At 59.1% G+C, this 22953-nt stretch carries 15 protein-coding genes and 1 riboswitch; of the genes, 13 read left to right on the top strand and 2 right to left on the bottom strand.

Annotated elements, in window-relative coordinates:
• Positions 1-285: 285 nt before the first annotated feature.
• The 4 genes from C5750_RS25665 to gcvP all read left to right on the top strand — a co-directional run bounded on the left by C5750_RS25665 (position 286) and on the right by gcvP (position 5956).
• The gene (locus tag C5750_RS25665) at positions 286-1293 is read left to right on the top strand and encodes an adenylate/guanylate cyclase domain-containing protein (protein WP_105738201.1); all 1008 of its coding nucleotides are present in this window, start codon (positions 286-288) and stop codon (positions 1291-1293) included.
• 129 nt (positions 1294-1422) lie between these two features.
• Positions 1423-1519: riboswitch (glycine riboswitch) on the top strand.
• 150 nt (positions 1520-1669) lie between these two features.
• Positions 1670-2773, top strand: a complete 1104-nt coding sequence (gene gcvT, locus C5750_RS25660) for a glycine cleavage system aminomethyltransferase GcvT (protein WP_105738199.1) — start codon at positions 1670-1672, stop codon at positions 2771-2773.
• Positions 2770-3147 carry a glycine cleavage system protein GcvH gene (gene gcvH, locus C5750_RS25655; protein ID WP_182552720.1) on the top strand — a complete coding sequence of 126 codons (378 nt, stop codon included), beginning with the start codon at positions 2770-2772 and terminating at the stop codon, positions 3145-3147. The genes gcvT and gcvH overlap by 4 nt, the downstream gene beginning before the upstream one ends.
• A 10-nt stretch (positions 3148-3157) precedes the next feature.
• A complete protein-coding gene (gene gcvP / locus C5750_RS25650) occupies positions 3158-5956 on the top strand; it encodes an aminomethyl-transferring glycine dehydrogenase (protein WP_105738237.1) in 2799 nt (932 codons plus the stop codon).
• A 38-nt stretch (positions 5957-5994) separates the two neighbouring features.
• On the opposite strand, the gene C5750_RS25645 is transcribed toward gcvP, so the two are convergent.
• Entirely contained in the window at positions 5995-7059 is a 1065-nt protein-coding gene (locus C5750_RS25645) for a GSU2403 family nucleotidyltransferase fold protein (protein ID WP_105738195.1), read from the bottom strand.
• Positions 7060-7326: 267 nt separating this feature from the next.
• On the opposite strand from C5750_RS25645, the gene C5750_RS25640 reads away from it, so the two are divergent.
• The 5 genes from C5750_RS25640 (at position 7327) to C5750_RS25620 (ending at position 14557) form a co-directional block, all read left to right on the top strand.
• Positions 7327-8640: an amidohydrolase family protein gene (locus tag C5750_RS25640; RefSeq protein WP_105738193.1), complete on the top strand. Its 1314-nt coding sequence runs from the start codon at positions 7327-7329 to the stop codon at positions 8638-8640.
• Between the two features lie 382 nt (positions 8641-9022).
• Positions 9023-12292, top strand: coding sequence for an adenylate/guanylate cyclase domain-containing protein (locus C5750_RS25635; RefSeq protein WP_105738191.1), 3270 nt, complete (start codon positions 9023-9025; stop codon positions 12290-12292).
• 23 nt (positions 12293-12315) lie between these two features.
• A complete protein-coding gene (locus C5750_RS25630; RefSeq protein WP_105738235.1) occupies positions 12316-12996 on the top strand; it encodes a peroxiredoxin-like family protein in 681 nt (226 codons plus the stop codon).
• 101 nt (positions 12997-13097) lie between these two features.
• Positions 13098-13733 carry a DUF1326 domain-containing protein gene (locus tag C5750_RS25625; RefSeq protein ID WP_105738189.1) on the top strand — a complete coding sequence of 212 codons (636 nt, stop codon included), beginning with the start codon at positions 13098-13100 and terminating at the stop codon, positions 13731-13733.
• A gap of 2 nt (positions 13734-13735) precedes the next feature.
• Entirely contained in the window at positions 13736-14557 is an 822-nt protein-coding gene (locus tag C5750_RS25620; RefSeq protein WP_162800226.1) for a DUF2182 domain-containing protein, read from the top strand.
• 54 nt (positions 14558-14611) lie between these two features.
• Here C5750_RS25620 and C5750_RS25615 read toward each other — a convergent pair whose 3' ends face one another.
• A complete protein-coding gene (locus tag C5750_RS25615; protein ID WP_105738185.1) occupies positions 14612-15475 on the bottom strand; it encodes a protein-L-isoaspartate O-methyltransferase family protein in 864 nt (287 codons plus the stop codon).
• A 254-nt stretch (positions 15476-15729) separates the two neighbouring features.
• Between C5750_RS25615 and C5750_RS25610 the strand changes: the two genes are divergently transcribed.
• The 4 genes from C5750_RS25610 to C5750_RS25595 all read left to right on the top strand — a co-directional run bounded on the left by C5750_RS25610 (position 15730) and on the right by C5750_RS25595 (position 22953).
• The gene (locus C5750_RS25610; RefSeq protein ID WP_105738183.1) at positions 15730-17205 is read left to right on the top strand and encodes an MFS transporter; all 1476 of its coding nucleotides are present in this window, start codon (positions 15730-15732) and stop codon (positions 17203-17205) included.
• A gap of 108 nt (positions 17206-17313) precedes the next feature.
• A complete protein-coding gene (locus C5750_RS25605; protein ID WP_105738181.1) occupies positions 17314-18531 on the top strand; it encodes an aminotransferase-like domain-containing protein in 1218 nt (405 codons plus the stop codon).
• Between the two features lie 424 nt (positions 18532-18955).
• The gene (locus tag C5750_RS25600) at positions 18956-21529 is read left to right on the top strand and encodes a DNA translocase FtsK (RefSeq protein ID WP_245421271.1); all 2574 of its coding nucleotides are present in this window, start codon (positions 18956-18958) and stop codon (positions 21527-21529) included.
• A gap of 134 nt (positions 21530-21663) precedes the next feature.
• Complete coding sequence (locus C5750_RS25595; RefSeq protein ID WP_105738178.1) at positions 21664-22953, top strand: Hsp70 family protein; 1290 nt, start codon at positions 21664-21666, stop codon at positions 22951-22953.

The raw sequence follows: 22953 nt of genomic DNA, 5'->3' as shown, positions 1-22953 counted from the left end.
GATTATCCCGGTGGTTTGCATGCGGGGCATCGGGTTTGTCGTTGAACGACTATTCGGCGATGGTCATTTTCCAGTAATCTGGAGCCTTAAATTGACCGTAACCGATGTACAATTTGCACGGCGGTGAGTCTGATGGGATGATCCTCCATATAATTCTCTAGATGGATATCGCGATATCTTAGATATCTATTGGTTGGATAGTATCTTTCGGCGCATCAATGAAATGACGAAGGGACGCGGTCTTGAAGGCGGCCCTGAAAGTTTGAAACGGATCGGAACGGGAATATGCGCAGAAATTCAGTGGGACTGTGGGTATTCCTTATCAGTGCAGTCGCGGCAAGCGGCTATCTCTACAGTTGGCTGGTCTACAGTCAGGGGTACTTTTTAGGGGCGGTGTTTGCCCTTTCCATCTGTGCTCCGATCCTGGCGTTTGAACGCGGGCTCATCTTTCCGAAGTTGCGCGCCTGGATCAACACGCTGCCGACAGCGGGTTTTCTCGTCACTGCATTGATAGCCGATTATGTGCTGATCAGCATCGGCAATGCCGTTTGCGGGATAACGCTGTGGAGCTTCGGCTGGATTGACGGACCTTTCTGGCGTGTTGCAACGCTTTCGCCGCAGGTGCTGCTCTACACGCTTGCCGTCCTGACCGTCATGATTTTCATCCTGCGGGTGCGCGATCTTCTTGGCCGCGACATTTTTGCCAGCCTTCTGATGAGCCGCTACCGCCAGCCCGTGGCTGAAGAGCGCGTGTTCCTTTTCATCGATCTTGTCGGGTCGACCTCGTTTGCCGAAGAACATGGCGATCTGCGGGCCCAGCAGTTTCTCGGCGCGCTCTTTGCCGCCTTTGCCGAACCTGTCCGGCGTCACGGCGGAGCCATTGACGACTATGTCGGGGACGCGGCCATCATCACATGGCCCATTGAGCGCGGCATCAAGGATGCCAGCTGCGCGCGCTGTGTTTTTGATATTCTGGACAGTATCGAAAAGAATGCAAATCAATGGCTTGAGCGATTCGGGAGGGTGCCGCGCCTGCGTGCAGCCCTGCATGGGGGGCCGATCATCACGGCCGAGATCGGGGTGGATCACCACAAGATCACCTATTTCGGCGATACGGTGAATACGACAGCGCGGCTGGAAAGCCTCTGCCGCACATTGGCCGCGCCGGTTTTGATCTCCAGCGAATTGGCACAGAGGATGAGTTTCTCCAATGAAATCAAGGCGAACTACCTTGGAATGCATGGCGTCAAGGGCAGGGGGCAGGCGCTTGGGGTGATTGCCCTGACCCGCTGACAGCGGGTACTCCTTGTTGAAGTATCCTCATTCAGACAATTTCTGTCCACAAAGCGGCAAATCGGCCATTTGCACGATGACAGGCAGAGGCCGTTGCGCTATGGTCCGGCCTGTCGAGGGCTTCGGCCCTGTCAGTTTGCGGGAGAGTGTCGTGCATGGAAATGTGCAGGCCACCGAAGGGGAAATCGCCCGAAATCTCTCAGGTACCAGGAACCGCAAACCGGGAAGGCAACTCTGGAAAGTCGGGGGAAACTCCGCGCCGAAGGTGTAAGTTCAGTCAGGGGTCCTGATTGAGCGAGTCTCTCAGGCTTCCGACAGAGGGGCAAAGAAATGTTCCGTCGTGTGGCGGAGGTCTTTGCACGTCTCTGGAGTAAAAATGGGCACTGAAGATAATCTGAAACAATTGCCGCTTGACGATCTGCACAAGGCTGCGAATGCGCGCTTTGGCGGTTTTGCCGGCTGGTCGATGCCGATCACCTATCCGCTCGGTGTGATGAAGGAACACCTTCACACGCGCGAGAAGGCCGGGCTTTTCGACATTTCGCATATGCAGCTCTTTGATGTGGCCGGGCCACAGGCCGCGGCACTCTTGTCACGCGCATGCCCGCTTGATGCGTCTGCGCTTCAGACGGGTCAGTCGAAATACACCTTCTTTCTCAATGACAAGGCAGGCATCCTCGATGACCTGATCGTCACGCGTCTCGGCGATGAGCATTTCATGGTCGTTGCCAATGCCGGAAATGCGGCGGCGGACGAAGCGCATCTACGCGGTGTCGCCAAGGGTTTCGACTGCAAGATCGACGCGCTGGATCGTGTGTTCCTGGCCATCCAGGGGCCGCAGGCCGTGAATGTGTTGCGCGATACCGGTATTGCCGGAACTGACCTTGCTTTCATGAACGGATTTGAGCCGAAGCCGGGCTGGTTCATGAGCCGCTCCGGCTACACCGGCGAGGATGGTTTTGAGATCGGCCTGCCGGAAGCCGATGCCCGTGTGCTTGTCGAAAAACTTTTCGCCGACGAGCGTGTTGCCTGGATCGGGCTTGCCGCCCGCGACAGTTTGCGTCTCGAAGCAGGCCTGTGCCTGCACGGCCATGACATAACGCCGGACTATGATCCGGTGGATGCCGGACTGCTCTGGGCCATTGCCAAGCCGGTACGCGAGACGGCGGGCTTTATCGGCGCCGCGGCCCTTCTCGCCAAAATCGCAACAGGATCCGTCAAGAAGCGCGTCGGCTTGAAGCCCGATGGCCGGCAGCCGGTGCGCACCGATGCCGAACTCTTCGATGCCGACGGCAACAAGGTCGGGCTGGTCACCTCGGGCGGTTTCGGACCCTCGGCGGGTTTCCCCGTTGCCATGGGGTATGTCAGCAAGGAGCTGTCCGCGCTGGGCTCCAAGGTTTTCGCCGAGGTGCGGGGTAACCGCGTCCCGGTCGATATTCATTCACTTCCCTTCACTCCACATCGCTACCACAAAGGATAATTGAGATGGCAGCCACTTACTTTACCGAAGATCACGAATGGGTCCGCGTCGAGAATGACATTGCGACGGTCGGCATTACCGATCACGCGCAGGATCAGCTCGGCGATCTGGTTTTTGTCCAGTTGCCGGACGTCGGTCAATCCTTGTCCAAGGGCGATGCCACGGTTGTGGTTGAATCCGTCAAGGCGGCATCGGACGTCTATGCGCCGCTCGATGGCGAAGTGACGGAAGTGAACGATGCAACCGCAAGCGATCCGTCTCTGGTCAATTCGGCCGCCGCAAGCGACGGCTGGCTATGGAAGATGAAGCTGTCCAATCCGGATCAGCTGACCGGCCTTCTCGACGAGGCAGGCTACAAAGCAATCATTGGCTGAAGGCATGATGATGAAAGACACCATATTCCCGTTCGCTGACCGTCACATCGGTCCGAGCACGCAAGGCTCCCGCGCCATGCTGGCCGCTCTTGGCATTCCGTCGCTGGAAACCTTGATTGCGCAGGCTGTGCCGAAATCCATCCGGCTCGAACGGCCACTCGACATTCCCGAGGCCGCCACTGAATCGGAAGCTCTGGCCGAGCTTGCTGCCAAGATGAGCCAGAACAAGACCCACAAGAGCTTTATCGGGCAGGGCTATCACGGCACCCATGTGCCCGCCGTCATCCTGCGCAATCTGTTTGAAAATCCGGCCTGGTATACTGCCTATACACCGTATCAGTCGGAAATCAGCCAGGGTCGCCTTGAGCTGCTGTTCCACTTCCAGACGCTGGTAACGGAGCTGACCGGTTTGCCGGTTGCATCCGCGTCGCTCCTGGACGAGGCGACGGCCGTTGCAGAAGCCGTCGGCATTGCCTATCGCCATCATCGTGAGAAGCGCACCCGCATCGTGATTGCCGGTGCCCTGCATCCGCAGACCGTCGATGTGGTCAAGACCCGCGCCGAGCCGCTGGGCATGACCGTGGATGAAGGCGAGATCAACGTCAGCGTTGCAGCGATCATCGTTCCATGGCCGGACACATTCGGTGTCTATGGCGACCATGCTTCGGTCATTCAAGCAGCCAAGGCCGCTGGTGCGCTGGTGATCGCCGTGGCCGATCCGCTGGCCCTGACGATCACGGCGCCGCCTGCCAAGGCCGGTGTCGATATCGCTGCCGGTTCCATGCAGCGCTTTGGCGTGCCGATCGGTTATGGCGGCCCGCACGCCGCCTATCTCGCCGTCAGCGAAACGCTGACGCGGCTCATTCCGGGCCGTCTGGTTGGCCAGTCCGTCGACAGCAAGGGACGGGCAGGTTATCGCCTCGCCTTGCAGACGCGCGAGCAGCATATCCGCCGCGACAAGGCGACATCGAACATCTGCACCGCGCAGGCGCTGCTGGCCAATATGGCGGTGTCCTATGCCATCTGGCATGGCCCGCAGGGGCTTCAGGCTATCGCCCGCCGCGTGCATGCCCAGGCAGCCCGTCTGGCTGCTGCGCTGACAGGGGCGGGCCTTTCCATCGCTGGATCGCAGTTCTTCGATACGGTTACGGTCACTGCACCCGGCAAAGCTGCCGCCATTGCAGCGCAAGCCGAAAAGGGTGGACGTCTGCTGCGCGTTGTCGATCAGGACCGCCTGGGCATCACGGTGGATGAAACGACATCGGAAGAGGACCTGAAAGCACTCAGTGCGCTTTTCGGTGCCAATCTGCCTGCGGAAGCAAAGGCAACATTACCCGGCGAAAGGCAGGCCGAGGGTTTCATGACCCAGGCCGTTTTCCATCAGCAGCGTTCGGAAACCGAAATGATGCGTTTCCTGCGCCGTCTGGCGGACAAGGATCTGGCGCTCGACCGCGCCATGATCCCGCTCGGCTCGTGCACGATGAAGCTCAACGCCGCTGCCGAAATGCTTCCGGTCAGCTGGAACAGCGTTGCCAATGTGCATCCGTTTGCTCCTGCCGGCCATGCCCTTGGCTACAAGGCAATGACCGACGATCTGGAAGCCTGGCTGTCCGAGATCACCGGCTTTGACGCGGTTTCACTGCAGCCCAACGCCGGCAGCCAGGGTGAATATGCCGGTCTCCTGGCCATTCGCCGCTATCATCTGGATCGGGGCGATGCGCATCGTGATATCTGCCTTATCCCGGAATCAGCGCATGGCACCAATCCGGCCAGTGCCCATATGGCTGGCATGCGTGTGGTGGTCGTGGCGTGTGAAGAGGCTGGCGATATCGATCTTGAGGACCTCAAGGCAAAGGCCGAGCAGCACAGCGCCAATCTCGCAGCGCTGATGATCACCTACCCCTCGACCCATGGCGTGTTCGAAGAAGGTGTCAAGGATATCTGCACGGTCATTCACCAGCATGGCGGTCAGGTCTATTTCGATGGTGCCAACCTCAACGCGCTGGTTGGGCTTGCCCGTCCCGGCGATATCGGTGCCGATGTCTGCCATATGAACCTGCACAAGACCTTCTGCATTCCCCATGGCGGCGGCGGGCCAGGTGTTGGTCCGATCGGCGTGAAGAAGCACCTTGCTCCATTCCTGCCCGGTCACGTGGCCAAGGGATCGCAGCACGCGGTTTCAGCGGCCCCATTCGGCAGCGCCTCCATTCTTCCCATCACCTGGATGTATATCCGCATGATGGGCGGAGCTGGCCTCAAGCGTGCAACCGAGATGGCTATTCTCAACGCCAACTATATCGCAGAGCGGCTGAAGGGCCACTATCCTGTTCTGTTCACGGGACAGAACGGCCGCGTGGCGCATGAGTGCATTCTCGATACCCGCGTGCTGAAGGACAGTGCCGGGATCAGCGTCGAGGATATCGCCAAGCGTCTCATCGATTACGGTTTCCATGCTCCGACCATGTCCTGGCCGATTGCCGGTACGCTGATGGTCGAGCCGACGGAATCGGAATCCAAGCGCGAGATCGACCGCTTCTGTGATGCAATGATCCTCATTGCCGGGGAAGCGGAGAAGGTTGCCAGTGGCGTCTGGCCGCGTGACGACAATCCTCTGGTCAATGCACCGCACCCATCCGGGGATGTGCTGGCTGATGACTGGTCGCATCCCTATACCCGCAGGGAAGCCAGTCTGCCGGCAGGCGAGAGCGAAGAGAACCCGAAATACTGGCCGCCGGTGTCGCGTATCGACAACGTGGCCGGAGATCGCAATCTCGTCTGTGCCTGCCCGCCCATGCAGGCCTATAACTAAGACAAAGCGCCCCTTCCGGATCATCCGGGAGGGGCTTTTTACCAGTTCGGCGTGAGACTCAGAGTTTCGCCGGCATCATCGTCAGGCACGGGATCGAGTTCGGGCGCCAATTGGCGCAATGCCAGGGGAAGTGCCTGCAGGTCATTTGCCTCGAAGGACAGGTACGGCAGCCTTGTCCGGATCAGTCCGGCAACGGTTCTGGCCTGCAACTCATCGCGTACGCGTTTGGCGGCATCGCGATCGATGCGGCGTGACAACCATAGCTTGTGCAAGGCGAAGGCACGCGGATCAGGGCAGGTATAGTCCAGCGGATAGCCTTTTTCGTCGATGACAACAGTCGAGATTTTCGGACTGTTGACCAGCCACGTCAGGCCTTCGATTTCGATTGCCTGCAGGTCCTCTTCATCGGCGCTGAACCGGGTTTTCTCCCGCGTCGACATGCGGTCCTTCGGCGTCGGCTTGATCAGATCGACGAGAAAGCCGTCGCGGTTGGCGGCGCGATACCCGTTTCTCGCCAGTGGCGCAAACGAATGATCGATTTTTTGCAGAAGCCCGATCAAGCCCTTATGGGAAAAATCCTTGCTGATCAGCCGCAGGCTGAACCGGGAGTCGAACAACAGGTCGACATCCTGTGTCGATAAAAGCCCGCCGGTGATCTGGACACCGGCCATGCGTTCATAGGCAAAAAGCGCATTGGTGCCGACGACATCGACTGCCGTGCCGATCAACCCCGATTTCCCGAGCGCGCGGATGATGCGTGCCGTCAGAAGCGGTACCCGGCCCAGCGCCATGGCCCGGTTGACGGGGGCAAGTTCATCCAATCGCCTTGCCAGACGGGAAACACGGGTCTTGGCGTTTTCGCGGCCCGTATGAAACTGCCCGAAGATTGCTTCGGTTTCGGCCGAGCGAGGGCCAAGGGATTTCCAGATACCCTGTGTCTTCTTGTAAAGATAGTTCTTGCCGTTCGTGCTTTTCTTCCACGACATCGACCCGGAAAAACGCTGTTCATACTCCTTCAGGCTGGTCCGGTAGACATCATAGGCCTGTTCCGTATCAATGAGCTGGCGTATCTGATCTGATGATAATTCCCTGAATTTACTCATCTTATCCCCAAACCTTGCATTGTTGGCAGCAAGAGGGATAATACACCGATACAACTAAATTAGAAAGTTGATATTCAAAGGATTATCCCTATATCCTCTTTATTCCATTGAAATGGGGATAATCCTTTGCTCTTCAACAACTAACGTGAGTTGAGTGCGCCGGTGTCAATCGCAGTTTTCTGCAGTGCTGTTTGCCCGTTGCGGGTATGGGGTGTTTGCCTGTTAAAGTAGAGACAGTGCAACCGGCAAAACAGTCAAAGAGGTTCCATGTTCGATCTGAAAGTCACCAATGCAACCTTGCCTGACGGCCGTACGGCTATCGATATCGGCGTGCAATCGGGCCGCATTGTTGCGGTTGGCGTCAATCTGGTCGGGGAGGCGGGGGAGACGATCGATGCCGGCGGTCTTCTGGTTTCGCCCCCCTTTGTCGATAGTCACTTTCATATGGATGCAACGCTGTCGCTCGGCCAGCCGCGCCTCAATGACAGCGGGCTGCTGCTCGATGGAATCCAGATATGGGGTGAATTGAAACCGCTTCTCACCCATGAAGCGGTGGTTGAGCGCGCTCTGCGCTATTGCGATCTGGCGGTCTCACAGGGGCTGCTGGCAATCCGGACCCACGTGGATGTCTGCGATGAGCGCCTGCTGGGTGTCGAAGCCCTCCTTGAGGTCAAGAAAAAGGTCGCACCCTATATCGACCTGCAGCTGGTGGCTTTCCCGCAGGATGGATATTACCGCTATCCGGGTGCGGTCGACCTGCTCAAGCGGGCGCTTGATCGCGGCGTCGATGTGGTTGGCGGCATTCCGCATTTCGAGCGCACCATGGCCGATGGCGCAGCCAGCGTCAAAGCGCTCTGCGAGATTGCGGCGGATCGCGGCCTGATGATCGATCTGCATTGTGACGAGACCGACGATCCGCTGTCACGGCAAATCGAAACACTGGCCTATGAAACCCGGCGCCTTGGTCTTGGCGGCCGTTCGACAGGCTCGCATCTGACCTCCATGCATTCGATGGACAATTACTATGTCAGCAAGCTTCTACCTTTGATTGCAGAGGCCGGCGTGGCCGCGATTGCCAATCCACTGATCAATATCGGCATTCAGGGCCGTCACGACACCTATCCGAAACGCCGCGGCATGACCCGGGTTCCAGAGCTTCTGGCCCATGGTGTTACCGTTGCCTTCGGCCATGACTGCGTGATGGATCCCTGGTACTCGCTGGGTCAGGCCGACATGCTTGACGTCGCCAGCATGGGGTTGCACGTGGCGCAGATGACGAGCCGCAGCGCCATGAACCAGTGTTTTGCTGCGGTTACCACGGCGCCTGCCAGGATTCTCAATCTGGAAAATTATGGTCTCGAGGTCGGCTGCAAGGCGGATATGGTGCTGCTGCAGGCTGCCGATGCAATCGAAGCCATCCGGCTCAAGGCGGCCCGGCTGGTGGTCATCAAGGCGGGCAAGGTCATCGCACGCACGCCAAAACGGATCAGTACGCTTGCTTTGGCTGGACGTCCCGATGTGGTCGATGCTGCCCGCTATGCCCCTGTCATTCGCGAGAGTAATGCGAGTTCCATAAGATAGATTACGCGATCTTTATCCAGCAATTGAGTAGATTCAATTTTCATCGGACACCCCTGGAAAAGGGCCGGACCACTGGGTCCGGCCAAGTTGTGAAGGTCCTAGACCTTCTCCCTGGGGTGGGGGATGCCAGCACCCAAGAGGAGTGTGCTGGCATGTCTTCAGTAATGCCCTGCTCAAACACTTGCAACCCGATTATCTCGAGCGCAGATTTTGTTTCAACAGAATGCGTTCTATTGAGACAAAATCTGCTCTGGCATTGTTGGTTTGAAGTCCTGCTGCTTGCCAGTTCCTCGCAGCAGGTCCATTATTTGTTGGGGAGCCCAGTCCGCGGGATATAACCAGCGACAGGATCGCACATCCAGCTTCCCGCGAGGTCACATCGATGAACTGCACGAGTTGCGGTTTTGACGTTCAAAGTAGTTTTGCGTTTTGCCCAAAATGTGGCGCGAAGCAAGCCAGTGTGTGCCCCAGCTGCAAATATCTGTGCCCGCCCGACTTCCTCTTCTGCCCAAAATGTGGGACGCAGATCGCCGATGCGCCGGCAGTCAGTGGCCCGCAAAAGCCGGGAGAGATGCCGGGGCAAGCTCCCCTGCCCGTTCCGATCAAACCCGAGACCGGTGCAGATCGGCGCACCGTAACTGTGCTGTTTGCCGATCTCTGCGGTTTCACCACGTTGAGCGAACGGCTTGATCCGGAAGTAATGCAAACACTCCAGAACGAACTTTTCGAGGAACTGACGGCGGCGGTTCAGGGCTTCGGCGGTTTTGTCGACAAGTTCATCGGCGATGCGCTGCTCGCATTGTTCGGGGCTCCGGTCGCACATGAAGACGACCCTGAGCGGGCACTTCGCGCGGCGCTGGACATGGCTGACCGGGCCGCAGCGGTGGGAAAGCGCTGGCAAACCCGCACCGGTTCGCCTCTCATTCTGCACGTTGGCATCAATACGGGGCCGGTTGTTACCGGCGGTTTCGGCGCGGGCAGCGCCAAATCCTATTCGGTGACAGGCGATACGGTCAACAGCGCACAGCGGCTGCAGTCAATGGCGAAACCGGGCGAGATCCTTGCCGGGCCTTTGACCTACCGGCTTACACGCCATGCCTTTGCTTATGATTCACTGGGTGACCAGGCCCTGCGCGGCAAGGTTGGCAGTATTCCCGTGCACCGGCTGGTGGGCGTTCTCGAGGCGCCGCGCACCGCACGAGGCCTTGAAACGCTTGGCTTGAGCGCACCGCTGGTCGGACGTGAAAAGGAACTTGACCGCATGCTTGGCTGTCTCGACCTGGCATATGCTGGCCGGGCCCAACTGGTGCGCCTGATCGGTGAGGCAGGCATTGGAAAATCACGCCTGACGGAAGAGTTTCTGACAGGCATGCGTGACGAAGCCCGGTTCGCCGATGTCGTGGTCCGGCGCGCCATCTGTTCGCCGCTCGGTGAGCCGTCATATGGCACGCTTGCCGCTGTACTGCGCAGCGCCTATGAAATCAGCGCCAATGATTCACCGGAGAAAACAAAAGAGCTGCTTGCGGCCGGGCTGAGCGAACTTGGTCTCGCCCCCGGCGACGTCAAGCAGTTGATGCCGCTCCTGCTTTACGTGATGGGCCTTGGCGAATCCGATGGTGTGCTGCGTCAGGTCGGGCCTGAGCAGTTGCGCCGGCAGATATTCTACGCAATCCGCACCATTTTCGAGCAGCGTCTGGCGCACTCGCCCCTGTTGCTCGTCGTCGAAGACCTTCACTGGGCTGATGCCGCCTCGCTTGAGGCATTGCGCTTTCTGATGGACCGTCTGGAGCGCAGCCGCTTCATGCTGCTGACAACGCATCGGCCTGCGTTTGATACGGATATGCTCGATTCAAGCCGCATCAGCCTGACGGCGCTGCGCCTTCCCCCTTTGCATGCCAATGACGGCCGGAAACTGCTCACTGCCTTCTTCGGTCACGGCCCCAATGGATTGCCTGCCGATCTGTGCAACCGCATTCTCGACCGTGCCAATGGCAATCCGCTGTTTATCGAGGAAATCGTGCGGCATTTCATTGAAGTTGGCGCCGTGCACAGGGACAAACGGCATTGGCGGGTTGCGAACAGGGCGGCTGCAGCCGATATTCCCGCCGGTATACAGGCAATGTTGCTCGCCCGAATGGACAGGTTGCCGCCGGACGTGCGCAGATTGGCTCAGGAAGCTGCCGTCATTGGGCCTCGTTTTGATACAAAGCTCTTGAAGACCATTTCGGCTGCTCCGGCACGTGTGGAAGCGGGGGTCGATCTTCTTTGCGATGCTGAAATCATCGAGGAAATCCCTGGCGCAAACCCGATATCGGCACCAGCTTACCGCTTCACGCAGACGCTGCTTCATGACGTGATTTATCACAATCTCCTGTTGCAACGGCGCATCGAAATGCATGCGCTCATTGGCGATACACTGGAGCGGTTGTATGGGGACGACCCGGAACGTCTCGAAGATCTGGCAATGTTGGGCCATCACTTCAGCCAAACCGCAGCCAGAATGAAAGGCGCACGCTATCTGACGGCGGCGGGCGACCGGGCGCGCAAGACCTACGCCAATGACGACGCGCTCCGTTTCTACAGGCAGGCACTGGATGCCCTGTCGACCGCTGGCGATGAGGGACGGGAATCGCTGCTCCTGCGCGAACGCATTGCCGATCTTAGCGGGCCTGCCGGTCAGCGCGATGTGGCTGACGAACAATACCAGACCGTCCTTGAGGTTCATCGGTCCACGGGTGATCTCGCGGCTACCGCAAGAATATTGCGCAAGCTTGGGCGATTGCTTTGGGACACCGGCAAGCGCGAGCAGGCTGAGGCACGCTATGCCGAGGCAGCAGCACTGCTTGAAGGAATGAGTCCGCTGATTGAACACGCGCATCTCTCGCAGGAACGCGGCCACCTTGCGTTTCGCACCGGAGACCACGCTGCTGCCGTGGGGTGGGCTGATAAGGCCTTGCACTATGCTCAAACCCTGGCGTCCGAAACCGGCGTCGAAAGTGAGATCGAAACGGCGCGGGTCACTGCGGAAGCGCTCAACACCAAGGGGGTGGCGCTCGCACGGCTTGGCCGGAGCCAGGAGGCGCTGAGCGAGGTGGAGCGAAGTGTCAAGGTCGCAGAAGATGCCGGCCTTTTCAGTGCTGCCTGTCGCGGCTACACCAATCTTTCGGTGCTCTATACGATGGTCAACCCGGAGCGCGCGATTCAGGTGTGCCAGCGCGGGCTGGCTGTGGCGCGCCGCATCGGCGACCTGGGCTTTCAAGCGCGTCTCCTTGCCAATCTTGCCGTGGCCTATTGCACCTTCACCGACCGGTGTGTCAGCGAAGGCGTGCCTGCGGTCGAAAAGGCGATCGAGATCGATCGTGCGCTCGATCAGCGTGATCACCTCGCCGTTCCGCTCGTCGTGCTTGGACAAATTCATCAGTGCCACGATCAACCGGAGCGGGCGCGTGAATGCTACAATGAAGCCCTTGAGGTGGCGCGCGAAATCGGTGAACCACAATTGCTGTTTCCGTGTTATGATGGGCTGGCGACGCTCAATCTCGACCTCGATGATTTGGCCGAGGCGGAACGATATTTCGCCATGGCGCAAGAGGTCTGCGTCCAACATGGGCTCGACCCTGAAGCGCTGGTTGTACTGCCATTTCTTGACTAGCCGCGTGGAAGGGGATGATGCATATGCCCGAACCTCAAATCAAAGGACCGCTGCAACCCGGCGACCGGGCGCCCAATGTTGTGCTCGACGCGATCACGCGTCAGGGCAAAGTCGCCATTGATGATTTTCGCGGCCGCAAGCCGGTTTTGGTGGGCCTGTTTCGCGGTTTGCATTGCCCGTTCTGCCGGCGCCAGATCACCGCCATGTCGCAGCTCGAAGGTGCCCTGCGTGAGAAAGGCATTGGCAGCCTGACAGTGGTGAATACGCCAATCGACCGTGCCCGGCTCTATTTCAGATACCACCCCTTGCCCAATCTGCTGGCTGCTTCCGATCCGGAACGGGTCTCGCACCGGGCATTCGGCCTGCCCAATGTCGAGTTCAACGCGGCTGAAAGCGACTGGCCATACAAGGTCAGCGCGGACGCCGTCATGAATATGCGCATTGACATGCCCGGCGAACTGCCCGGACCGATGAATACGATGGCAGCGGTCGAGTTTCTCGATAAATTGGACGGATATGAATTTTCCGAAGCGGACCGCCAGATGATCGCAACGGGCGAAGGTCAGCTCGTGGGAGAGTTTCTGCTCGATCGCGATGGTATCGTGCGTTGGAGCTTTACCGAAGTGCCCGAAGGCGGCCGTTACATGTTTGGGGTGCCGGCGCCGCAGGAACTCATGTCCGCCGCTTCGCAGATTGCCGCATAGAGCGACGCTTGTCTGCCTGCAAGGCAGGGCCTGCGCCGGACGAATGGTCAAATATCCGTTGGAGAACAAAGAACAAATAAAACAAGAAACAGGAGGAGAAAATGACGGACGTTAAATGGACCCTCGTGGGCCGTGAATTCGTACACTGCAACTGTGCTTATGGCTGCCCCTGTCAGTTCAACGCTTTGCCGACCCGGGGAGATTGCTGCGCAGTTGCGGCCATTGCAATCGACGAAGGTCATCACGGAACCACAAAACTGGACGGGCTGAAATGCGCCATGATCGTGGCCTGGCCGGGAGCGATCCATGAGGGCAAGGGCCAAGCCGTGCCGATCATCGATGAGCGTGCGTCGGCCGGGCAGCGTGAAGCGCTGCTGCGCATCGTCAGCGGCTTGGATACCGAACCTGGCGCGACGTTTTTCCAGGTCTTTTCGACGACGTTCGAGAAAGTCCACGATCCGGTCTTTGCAAAAATGGATTTTGAAGTGGATGTGAGCGGCCGCACGGCGCGTCTGAACGTTCCCGGATGGATCGAGGCGCGCGGCGAGCCGATCCTCAATCCGGTCACCGGCCAGACCCATCGCGCGCGCATCAACCTGCCAAACGGTTTTGAATATGACACATGCGAAGTGGGGCGCGGCTGGGCTGAGACGCAAGGCCCTCTGAAGCTGTCCATCCCTGACTCTCATGCGCAGTTCGCCAGACTGCATCTCACCCAAAGCGGTGTGGTGCATTGAATGTGATGAGTGCCACTGCGCTCGAAGCGGTACTGCGGCGCGATCGATGGATCGTCGCCGCATCCCTTGCCGCACTCACAATGATCGCGTGGGCCTATATTTTCTGGCTCGCACGCAGCATGTACAGCGATGACACGGCGATGCAGGGCATGGATGCCGCTTCGCTCGATGCGATGATGATGTCCGGGTTTCGGCCGTGGACCATGACCGAACTTGCTGTCACATTGTTGATGTGGATGGTCATGATGATCGGCATGATGACACCCTCCGCCGCACCGATGATCCTGCTCTACGCGCGGGTTGGCCGGCACAGTGAGGTGGAAGGCAAGCCGTTGGCAGCAACGGGGTTCTTCCTTGGCGGCTATTTTCTCGCCTGGATGGCTTTCGCTTGTGCCGCGACCCTTGGCCAATGGGCCTTGGAAAGTACCTTGCTACTCACCCCCATGATGACGAGCGCGAGCGGTATTTTCAGCGGGATTATGCTGATCGCCGTCGGGCTGTTTCAGTGGACGCCGCTGAAGGATATCTGCCTCAGACAGTGCCAGGCGCCTGTCATGTTCATTCATCGGCACGGCGGGTTCCGGCGTGATCCTCCGGGTTCCGTTGCGCTTGGCTTTCGCCACGGCATGTATTGCGTTGGATGTTGCTGGGCGCTGATGGGTTTGCTCTTCATCGGCGGGGTGATGAATGTCCTGTGGATTGCGGCTGTCGCGATCTTTGTTCTTGCTGAAAAGCTGGTGGCGAGGGGACGCTGGTTTTCCCGGTTGTCCGGGCTTGCACTGTGCGCAGCCGGATTATGGCTGCTGGGCACGGCGATCCTCTGATTTATCCGGCGCAATGGAAGGTCGGAAACCGCCTCGCCTGCCCGAAACCGGTCCTCAAGCGTAGGCGAGCGACCAGCCTGGTGCCCGCAGCCAACAGCGTTCTGCTGGAATGTCCTCGCTGCGATAGAGGCGCGTGACCCGTTTGTAGTCACTGCTCTCAAAGGCTCTCGCAAGCACCTTTTCCGATGCCGCATCGCGCATTCCCTCGCATGGGTAAATCGCCACCGGCGATATCCACCTGGCCCAAAATTTCTCCGCTTCACGCGTTATCAGAAAGACGCCGCCACGCCGGTGTATTTTGCTCCAATCGCTGCTGAAGCCCTTTTCGGTCGTGAGCGGCAGGATCAGTCTGCCGCCTTCCTTGAGGCGGTCGAGCCAGATATCTGCGGGCTTGGTCGCCCCTGCATTGACATAGATCAGGTCTGCGGCTTCAAATCCAATTTTGCTTCCGTCGCCTTGCAGCACTGAAACGTTCGCATGGGCGGCGAGATTTGCGCGCGCCCTTGCGGCAAGTTCCGGGTCGTATTCGATCGCAGTGACCCTGCCGGATGGACCAGCGAGCTGCGCCATGATTGCGGAGTAGTAGCCGGTACCGGCACCGATATGCACGATGTGTTCGCCTTTGCGGGGAGCGCTCTGCGAAAGAAGGAAGGCGTGCAGCGACGGCTGGCCGTTGTTGATGTGCCGTTCGGGCAGAATGCCCACAAGACTGTCGGTATAGAGATAAACTGGATCAGCGCCGGGTGTCGGCGTGTAGTCTTCCTGCCACCGCAGCACCGGCCACGGTCCAGGCCCGAGGAAATCTTCTCTGGGCATCGCAGCAAACGCATCTTCGACGGCTTTGTCAGCGATTCCCGCTGCAGCTGCGATCTGCATCGCGTAGGCGCGGCGCACTATCTTCAGTTCGTCAGGCGTCATGAGCGAAATCCGCGGTTGATTGGCAACGCGATCCTAACTGGCAATAGGCACAAGTCCAAGGATGTTCCGACAAGCACCGGCAGCACACAACCGGCAATTATTTTGTACCAGGTACAATGAATCACGAGAATGTATATGGATATCGCATAATCGCAGGTTTATATCGGTGGGCGTTTCCCCACGGCTGACCGCCGTTTGCAAATCCGCGGCATTTTCTTTCTGATATGTACGCGCTACCGAGAGCGAACCCGACCATGTCGGACCAAACCAGTCAGGCCTCCCCGGCCCGGCCACTGACGATCCAAACGCCTGACAACAAAACAATAGGTCCGAATTTTCGCACCATAGCGCTCATCATTGCCAGTGCCATGTTCATGGAACAACTCGATGCGACGGTGCTGGCAACGGCGTTGCCAACCATGGCGCGCGATTTCGGCGTCAATCCCCCGGCCATGAGCCTTGCACTCACCTCCTACCTTCTCAGTCTCGCCATCTTCATCCCGGCGAGCGGCAAGATCGCCGACCGCTTTGGATCCCGCACCGTTTTCAGCGCGGCAATAGCGGTGTTTGTCGCCGGTTCGATCCTGTGCGCGCAGGCACCGGATCTGCGCTTTCTCGTTCTCGCCCGGATCATCCAGGGGCTCGGCGGTGCGATGATGATGCCGGTTGGCCGGCTCGTCCTGATGCGCAGTGTCGCGCGCAAGGATCTCGTTTCGGCGATGTCCTGGCTGCTGGTTCCCGCGCTCGTCGGCCCCATCCTCGGGCCGCCGGTCGGCGGACTGATTGTCACCTATTTCGACTGGCGCTGGATTTTCTATATCAACGTGCCCATCGGCTGCATTGGTTTCATCCTTGTCAGGCGTTTCATTGAAGAGGTGAAGGGCGTATCCGACGGCCCCTTCGATTTTCTCGGCCTTTTCCTCTCCGGCATTTCACTCGGCTCTCTGCTTTTCGGCTTCGAAATGGCAAGCCGTCCGGGAGAAGGGCAGCTGGCGGGCTTGCTCGTCATTGTGGGCGTGATCTTCGGCATGGGCTATCTCGCGCACGCCCGGCGGCACCCCTCCCCCATTCTCGATTTCTCGCTCATGCGCGTCAGCAGCTTCAGCACGTCTGTCATCGCCGGATCACTGACCCGCATCACCCAGGGTGCCCAGCCGTTTCTATTGCCGCTCATGCTGCAGCTGGGTTTTGGATTTTCTGCAGCGCGTGCGGGCGGTATCGTTGTGGCGACCGCTCTCGGCTCGATGATGATGAAGGCCGTTGCGCCGAAAATCCTGCGGCGCTTCGGTTTCCGCGCGAGCCTTATCGTCAATGGTCTCATTGCAACGTTCGGCTATGCGCTTTGCGCGGCATTCCGGCCCGACTGGCCCCTGCCCCTTATCTTCTCTGTCCTGCTGTGCTGCGGGTTCTTCATGTCGTTCCAGTTCACCGCCTACAACACGGTTGCCTATGATGAGATCGGACGGGAACGCATGAGTTCCGCCACCAGTTTCTATACGACATTCCAGCAGCTCATGTTGTCGCTCGGTATCTGCGTCGGTGCACTGGCCCTTTCAGGCTCAATGCTGGTGCGAAGCCACGCGACACCGGAACTTGGTGACTTCTCGGCGGCGTTTCTCGTCGTAACGGCGATTTCGCTGACTGCAACGATCTGGAATCTCCGCTTCTCGCAATCGGCAGGCGCTGACATCAGCGGCCATACGAAAATGGTCAAGGCTCCCGGCGAATAAGGTTATGTGGCGGCAGCCGTGCAAAACAACGGCAATCGATATGTCAGTATTGTTGACATATCGGCCATTTTACGGTGCTATGCGCCGAGAAACAGCCGGGAGGAAGAAATGGGCGATTGGGATGCTCTGTACGCGACACGCACCAAAAACATGCGCGCGTCCGAGATACGCGAACTGCTGAAACTGCTTGATCAGCCAGACATCATTTCCTTTGCCGGCGGTATTCCCGACCCTGCCCTTTTCCCCAAGGAAGCGATACGGGAAGCCTATGAGGCTGTTCTCAGCAAGAATGCTGACGTTGCGCTGCAATATTCGGTGAGCGAGGGATATCGCCCGCTGCGCGAATGGCTGGTGCAGCATATGGCTTCGCTCGGTGTGTCCTGCACAATCGACAACATCATCATCACCACGGGCTCGCAACAGGCGCTGGACTACCTCGGCAAACTGTTCATATCACCCGGCGATACGGTGCTGACGACCTGGCCCACCTATCTCGGTGCCCTCCAGGCTTTCAATGCCTATGAGCCACGCTATGACCGTCTCAATCCTGAACAGGGGAACATGACGCCGGCCGCCTATCGCGACGGTGCAAAGGCGGCAGGCGGTGATGTGAAGCTTGCCTATTTGACCGCGGATTTCTGCAACCCGACAGGCGAAACAGTCAGCCGGGATGGCCGCATCCGCCTGATCGAGCTGGCGCATGAACTTGACATACCGCTGATCGAAGATGCGGCCTATCAGGCATTGCGGTTCGATGGCGAGCCTGTGCCGTCGATGCTTGCCCTCGACTGCGAACGGGAAGGGCATATCGACCGCACGCGTGTCGTCTATTCCGGCAGTTTCTCCAAGACCCTTACGCCCGGTCTGCGCGTCGGCTGGATTTGCGCGGCGCAGCCTGTGATTGCCAAGCTGGTCCTGATCAAGCAGGCGGCCGATCTGCACAGCCCGACCATCAATCAGATGACGATCCATCACGTTGCGTCCCGGGACTTCGACAAGCAGGTCGAAAAGGTGCGCAACAGCTACCGCCAGCGCCGCGACTATATGCTCGATGCCCTTGCCCGTTTCATGCCGCCAGGCGTGACATGGACAAAACCGGAAGGCGGCATGTTTGTCTGGGTCACCTTGCCGGAAGGCATGGACGGCGCGGCCCTTCTGGCACAAGCGCTGCAAAAAGTGCGCGTGGCATTTGTTCCCGGCTTTGCCTTTTATGCGGACGGGACCGGCAAGAATACCATCCGGCTCAATTTCTCCTTGCCCAACAAGGAAGCAATCGAAACCGGGATTTCCCGTCTCGGCAAGCTGATTGCCGAAGAAGCTGCCTGACGGCTCATACAGATACATGACAAACAAAGCGGCCTGATCTCAAACAGGCCGCTTTGTTTTTGTCATCCACGGCGTGCCTGCGCCGGTGCCCTGCGTCGATCGAGGCCGCCTCCGCCCCTGTCAGGAGACGGCAACAGGCAGAGCGTTTGCAGCCATCAGTAGCAACTTATTAACCTTCATTTTCTATTCGATTAGGCAAGTTTACGAGCAACATCCAATCGCTTCGCTTGCAGGTATCATGCGTATTCCAAGAACAAATTTCTCAATGAAGTCAGATGATTACGTAGACGAATATGGCGATGCGCACGAATCGCCAGCGTCTGCGCAGCCACCTTTGGCGCAAAAGCCCGCCGTGCCGGAAGCTGTGCAACCGCCAGCTCCGGCCCAGGCGGCTCGAAATAGTGTGCCAAACGGTTCGGGAAACATGCGCACGCCTGCTGCTTCGCCCTATGAGCCGGTCTCCACGCGGCGTTCCATCGAAGCGCCTGCATCAACCACGCCCAGCGGCGGGATGCGCGCGCCTGTACGTGCGCCGGTCACGCTTGAGCCGGATACGGATCCCACGGCTCCCATTTCAAAGCGGATGTTCTCCCTTTCGGCCAATGTGCGTTTCACCCGCACCCCCGATACCGTTCTGCAAAAGCACCGCAACGGGGCCGAAAGCGCGACCCCGGCACCTGCTCCCAGGACGGAAAGGCCGGTTGCCGCGCCAAAGGCGGCCATCCCGGCACCAGCCCCGAAGGGTCCTGCCGTCGCTCCGGCCGCCGCCAAGCCGGTTGCAAGCGCGACTGCTCTTCGCACGGCCCCTGCCCCGGTGCAGTCCGGCTTATCGCGCGCTCCGGCATTCGTCACAAACTATGCGCCGGCCGTCGTCACGCATGCAGCGGCCGTTCCCGTTACGCGCGAAGCCCGGCCAAGCCTGCAAACAACCGGTGCGCAGCCTGTTCCGCAAAAATCCGGGTCGCTCGATTATCTCTCCGATTATGCGTTCTGGGAGTCGATGGAGTTTTCCGGCGGTTTTGCAGCTGCCCCTGCCGCCCCCGTGGCCAAGACGATGCGCAAGATCGCACCCGATGCCATTACCGCGCTGTTCCGTGTTGTCGAACTGCGGCAGCCGCATGCCGCTGCCACTGAGACCACAGTGCCCGCAGCGCCGGCTCCCTTGCCTGCCGCACCGGTAATCCCGGCTGCACCGGCGGCCGTTACAGCCGTTACGCCGCAGCGCCAGGCCGATCCTGTCGTGGAAAGCGCTGCGATTATGAATCCGGTGGTTGATGTGCAAGAGGAAGTGACCCTTGCTCCTGCTGTGGTGACACCATTACCGCCGGAAGAACCGGCCGCTGAAGAAAAACCGTCACGGCTGCAGGTAACGGTGCGCCAGGAGAAGCCCGCCATCACGCCGGCCCGCCTTGCACCGCTTGCCGTGCAATCCTATGGCGAGATGTATGAGCGCCCTCCTCTGTCACTGCTGCAGGAACCGGCGGAACGTGCGGAAGTGATCATTACGCAGGAAGCGCTGGAACAGAATGCCGGGCTTCTCGAAAGCGTGCTTGAGGACTTCGGCATCCGCGGCGAGATCATTCATGTGCGCCCCGGACCGGTGGTGACGCTGTATGAATTCGAGCCGGCACCCGGCATCAAGTCCTCTCGGGTTATCGGCCTTGCCGATGATATCGCCCGTTCCATGTCGGCCTTGTCCGCCCGTGTGGCGGTGGTGCCCGGACGCAATGTCATCGGCATTGAACTGCCGAATGCGACGCGCGAGACCGTATACTTCCGCGAAATGATCGCTTCGGCGGATTTTGAGAGCACCAAGCTCAAGCTGGCGCTCTGCCTTGGCAAGACCATTGGCGGTGAACCGGTTATCGCGGAACTCGCCAAGATGCCGCATCTGCTGGTTGCCGGTACAACGGGTTCGGGCAAGTCGGTTGCGATCAACACCATGATCCTGTCGCTCCTCTACCGGTTGACGCCGGAAGAGTGCCGGCTGATCATGGTTGACCCCAAAATGCTTGAACTGTCGATCTATGACGGTATTCCACACCTGCTTACCCCTGTTGTGACCGACCCGAAAAAGGCGGTCATGGCACTGAAGTGGGCCGTGCGGGAAATGGAAGACCGCTACCGGAAGATGTCAAAGCTGGGCGTGCGCAATATTGATGGCTTCAACGCCCGCGCTGCGCTTGCCAAGGAAAAGGGCGAGACGGTGATGTGCACCGTCCAGACCGGTTTCGACAAGGGAACGGGCGAGCCCATTCACGAGCAGGAAGTCATGGATCTGACGCCGATGCCCTATATCGTCGTCATCGTCGACGAAATGGCCGACCTGATGATGGTGGCGGGCAAGGACATTGAAGGCGCCATTCAGCGCCTCGCCCAGATGGCCCGTGCTGCGGGTATTCACCTGATCATGGCCACGCAACGTCCATCGGTCGATGTTATCACCGGCACCATCAAGGCGAACTTCCCGACCCGTATTTCGTTCCAGGTAACGTCGAAGATCGACAGCCGCACGATTCTCGGCGAACAGGGGGCAGAGCAGCTGCTCGGCCAGGGCGATATGCTGCACATGGCGGGCGGCGGGCGGATTTCCCGCGTGCATGGCCCGTTCGTCTCCGACGAGGAAGTCGAGCGCGTCGTCGCGCATCTGAAGGCGCAGGGTCGTCCCGATTATCTTGATACAGTGACTGCCGACGAGAGCGAAGAAGAAGAACCGGAAGCAGAAACCGGCGGTGCGGTCTTTGACAAGGGATCGGTTGCGGCGGAAGACGGCAATGAACTCTACGACCAGGCGGTCAAGGTGGTCATGCGCGACAAGAAGTGTTCCACGTCCTATATCCAGCGGCGCCTGCAGATCGGCTACAACCGGGCTGCATCTCTGGTGGAGCGCATGGAAAAGGAAGGGCTTGTCGGACCGTCCAATCATGTCGGCAAACGCGAAATTCTCTCGCATAGCCGGGACAATGCCCCGTTTAGCGCTGCAGACAGCGCGGAATAGCCTGTCCGGATAAAACGCACCTTGCGTCTGCACGTTTGCTATGTCATGACGCGCGTCCTTGATTTGGGCGCGCTGGGCCCATTCGACGGGCTTTGTCCCGATTTCTGACATTCATGGCATAAAGGAGCGCGGCAATGGCTCAGGCGCTGGGTTTTGACTTTGGCACAACCAATACCGTTTTGGCATTGGCGGATGGGACAAAGACACGCTCGCTATCCTTCACCAATGCGACCGGCACGGCCGATAGCATGCGCACGGCGCTATCCTTCATGAAGGATCCCCTCGCCGGTGCGGCGGCGTTGAAGGTCGAGGCCGGGCATGCGGCCATCCGCCAGTTCATCGACAATCCCGGCGAATGCCGTTTTCTGCAATCGATCAAGACATTCGCCGCGAGCGCCCTGTTTCAGGGCACCCTGGTTTTTGCAAAACGTCATTCCTTTGAAGACCTGATGGAAATCTTTGTGCGCCGGCTGAGGACCTATGCCGGTAACGACTGGCCCACCGACGTCAAACGCATCGTGACCGGCCGGCCGGTGCATTTCGCCGGAGCCAATCCGGACCCTGCCCTGGCCACGGCGCGTTACAACGAGGCGCTCACCCGGTTCGGTTTTCCTGAAATCCACTATGTCTACGAGCCGGTGGCGGCGGCTTTCTATTTTGCCCAGAACCTCAAGGCCGATGCGACCGTTCTTGTGGCGGATTTTGGCGGAGGCACGACGGACTATTCGCTCATTCGTTTCGAGACGAAGGGCGGAAAGCTCAGCGCAACACCCATCGGCCATTCCGGTGTCGGCATTGCCGGCGATCATTTCGACTACCGGATGATCGACAGCATTGTTGCGCCGCAGATCGGCAAGGGAAGTTTTTTCAAGAGCTTTGACAAGACGCTCGAAGTCCCCTCCTCCTATTATGCCAATTTTGGCCGATGGAACCAGCTTTCGATCTTTAAGACATCCCGGGAGTTTTCCGAATTGAAGAAGCTGGTGCGGTCCAGCCTGGAGCCGGAAAAACTCGAAACATTCGTCGATCTTGTCGACCACGATGAGGGTTACCCGCTGTATCAGGCCGTGTCGGCCACCAAGATGGCTCTGTCGACTGCCGACGAGGCTGAGTTCCATTTCGAACCGCTCGGCCGCGGCAGCCGCAAGCTCATCAAACGCAGTGAGTTCGAGGAATGGATTGCCGGTGACCTCGCACGCATCGAAGGCGCGCTTGACGATATTCTTGCAAGCACCCGCACGGTGGCCGGTGAAATTGACAAAGTGTTCCTGACCGGCGGGACATCATTTGTCCCGGCCGTGCGGCGCATATTCACTGAACGCTTTGCGCAGGACCGGATCGAGACGGGCGGCGAACTGCTCTCCATCGCACATGGGCTTGCGCTTATTGGCGAACGCGACGACATCCCGCAATGGACCGCCTGA

The sequence above is a fragment of the Phyllobacterium myrsinacearum genome (assembly GCF_002980555.1).
In the GTDB taxonomy this organism is placed as follows: domain Bacteria; phylum Pseudomonadota; class Alphaproteobacteria; order Rhizobiales; family Rhizobiaceae; genus Phyllobacterium; species Phyllobacterium myrsinacearum.
The sequence above is the reverse complement of the archived record's forward strand: the minus strand, read 5'-3'. Positions and strand labels throughout refer to the sequence as shown.

Bases quoted from the DNA above. Each gene is read 5' to 3' on its own strand.
- C5750_RS25665 (WP_105738201.1), top strand. From the start codon at position 286: ATGCGCAGAAATTCAGTGGGACTGTGGGTATTCCTTATCAGTGCAGTC.
- gcvT (WP_105738199.1), top strand. From the start codon at position 1,670: ATGGGCACTGAAGATAATCTGAAACAATTGCCGCTTGACGATCTGCAC.
- gcvP (WP_105738237.1), top strand. From the start codon at position 3,158: ATGAAAGACACCATATTCCCGTTCGCTGACCGTCACATCGGTCCGAGC.
- C5750_RS25645 (WP_105738195.1), bottom strand. From the start codon at position 7,059: ATGAGTAAATTCAGGGAATTATCATCAGATCAGATACGCCAGCTCATT.
- C5750_RS25640 (WP_105738193.1), top strand. From the start codon at position 7,327: ATGTTCGATCTGAAAGTCACCAATGCAACCTTGCCTGACGGCCGTACG.
- C5750_RS25635 (WP_105738191.1), top strand. From the start codon at position 9,023: ATGAACTGCACGAGTTGCGGTTTTGACGTTCAAAGTAGTTTTGCGTTT.
- C5750_RS25630 (WP_105738235.1), top strand. From the start codon at position 12,316: ATGCCCGAACCTCAAATCAAAGGACCGCTGCAACCCGGCGACCGGGCG.
- C5750_RS25625 (WP_105738189.1), top strand. From the start codon at position 13,098: ATGACGGACGTTAAATGGACCCTCGTGGGCCGTGAATTCGTACACTGC.
- C5750_RS25615 (WP_105738185.1), bottom strand. From the start codon at position 15,475: ATGACGCCTGACGAACTGAAGATAGTGCGCCGCGCCTACGCGATGCAG.
- C5750_RS25610 (WP_105738183.1), top strand. From the start codon at position 15,730: ATGTCGGACCAAACCAGTCAGGCCTCCCCGGCCCGGCCACTGACGATC.
- C5750_RS25605 (WP_105738181.1), top strand. From the start codon at position 17,314: ATGGGCGATTGGGATGCTCTGTACGCGACACGCACCAAAAACATGCGC.
- C5750_RS25600 (WP_245421271.1), top strand. From the start codon at position 18,956: ATGCGCACGCCTGCTGCTTCGCCCTATGAGCCGGTCTCCACGCGGCGT.
- C5750_RS25595 (WP_105738178.1), top strand. From the start codon at position 21,664: ATGGCTCAGGCGCTGGGTTTTGACTTTGGCACAACCAATACCGTTTTG.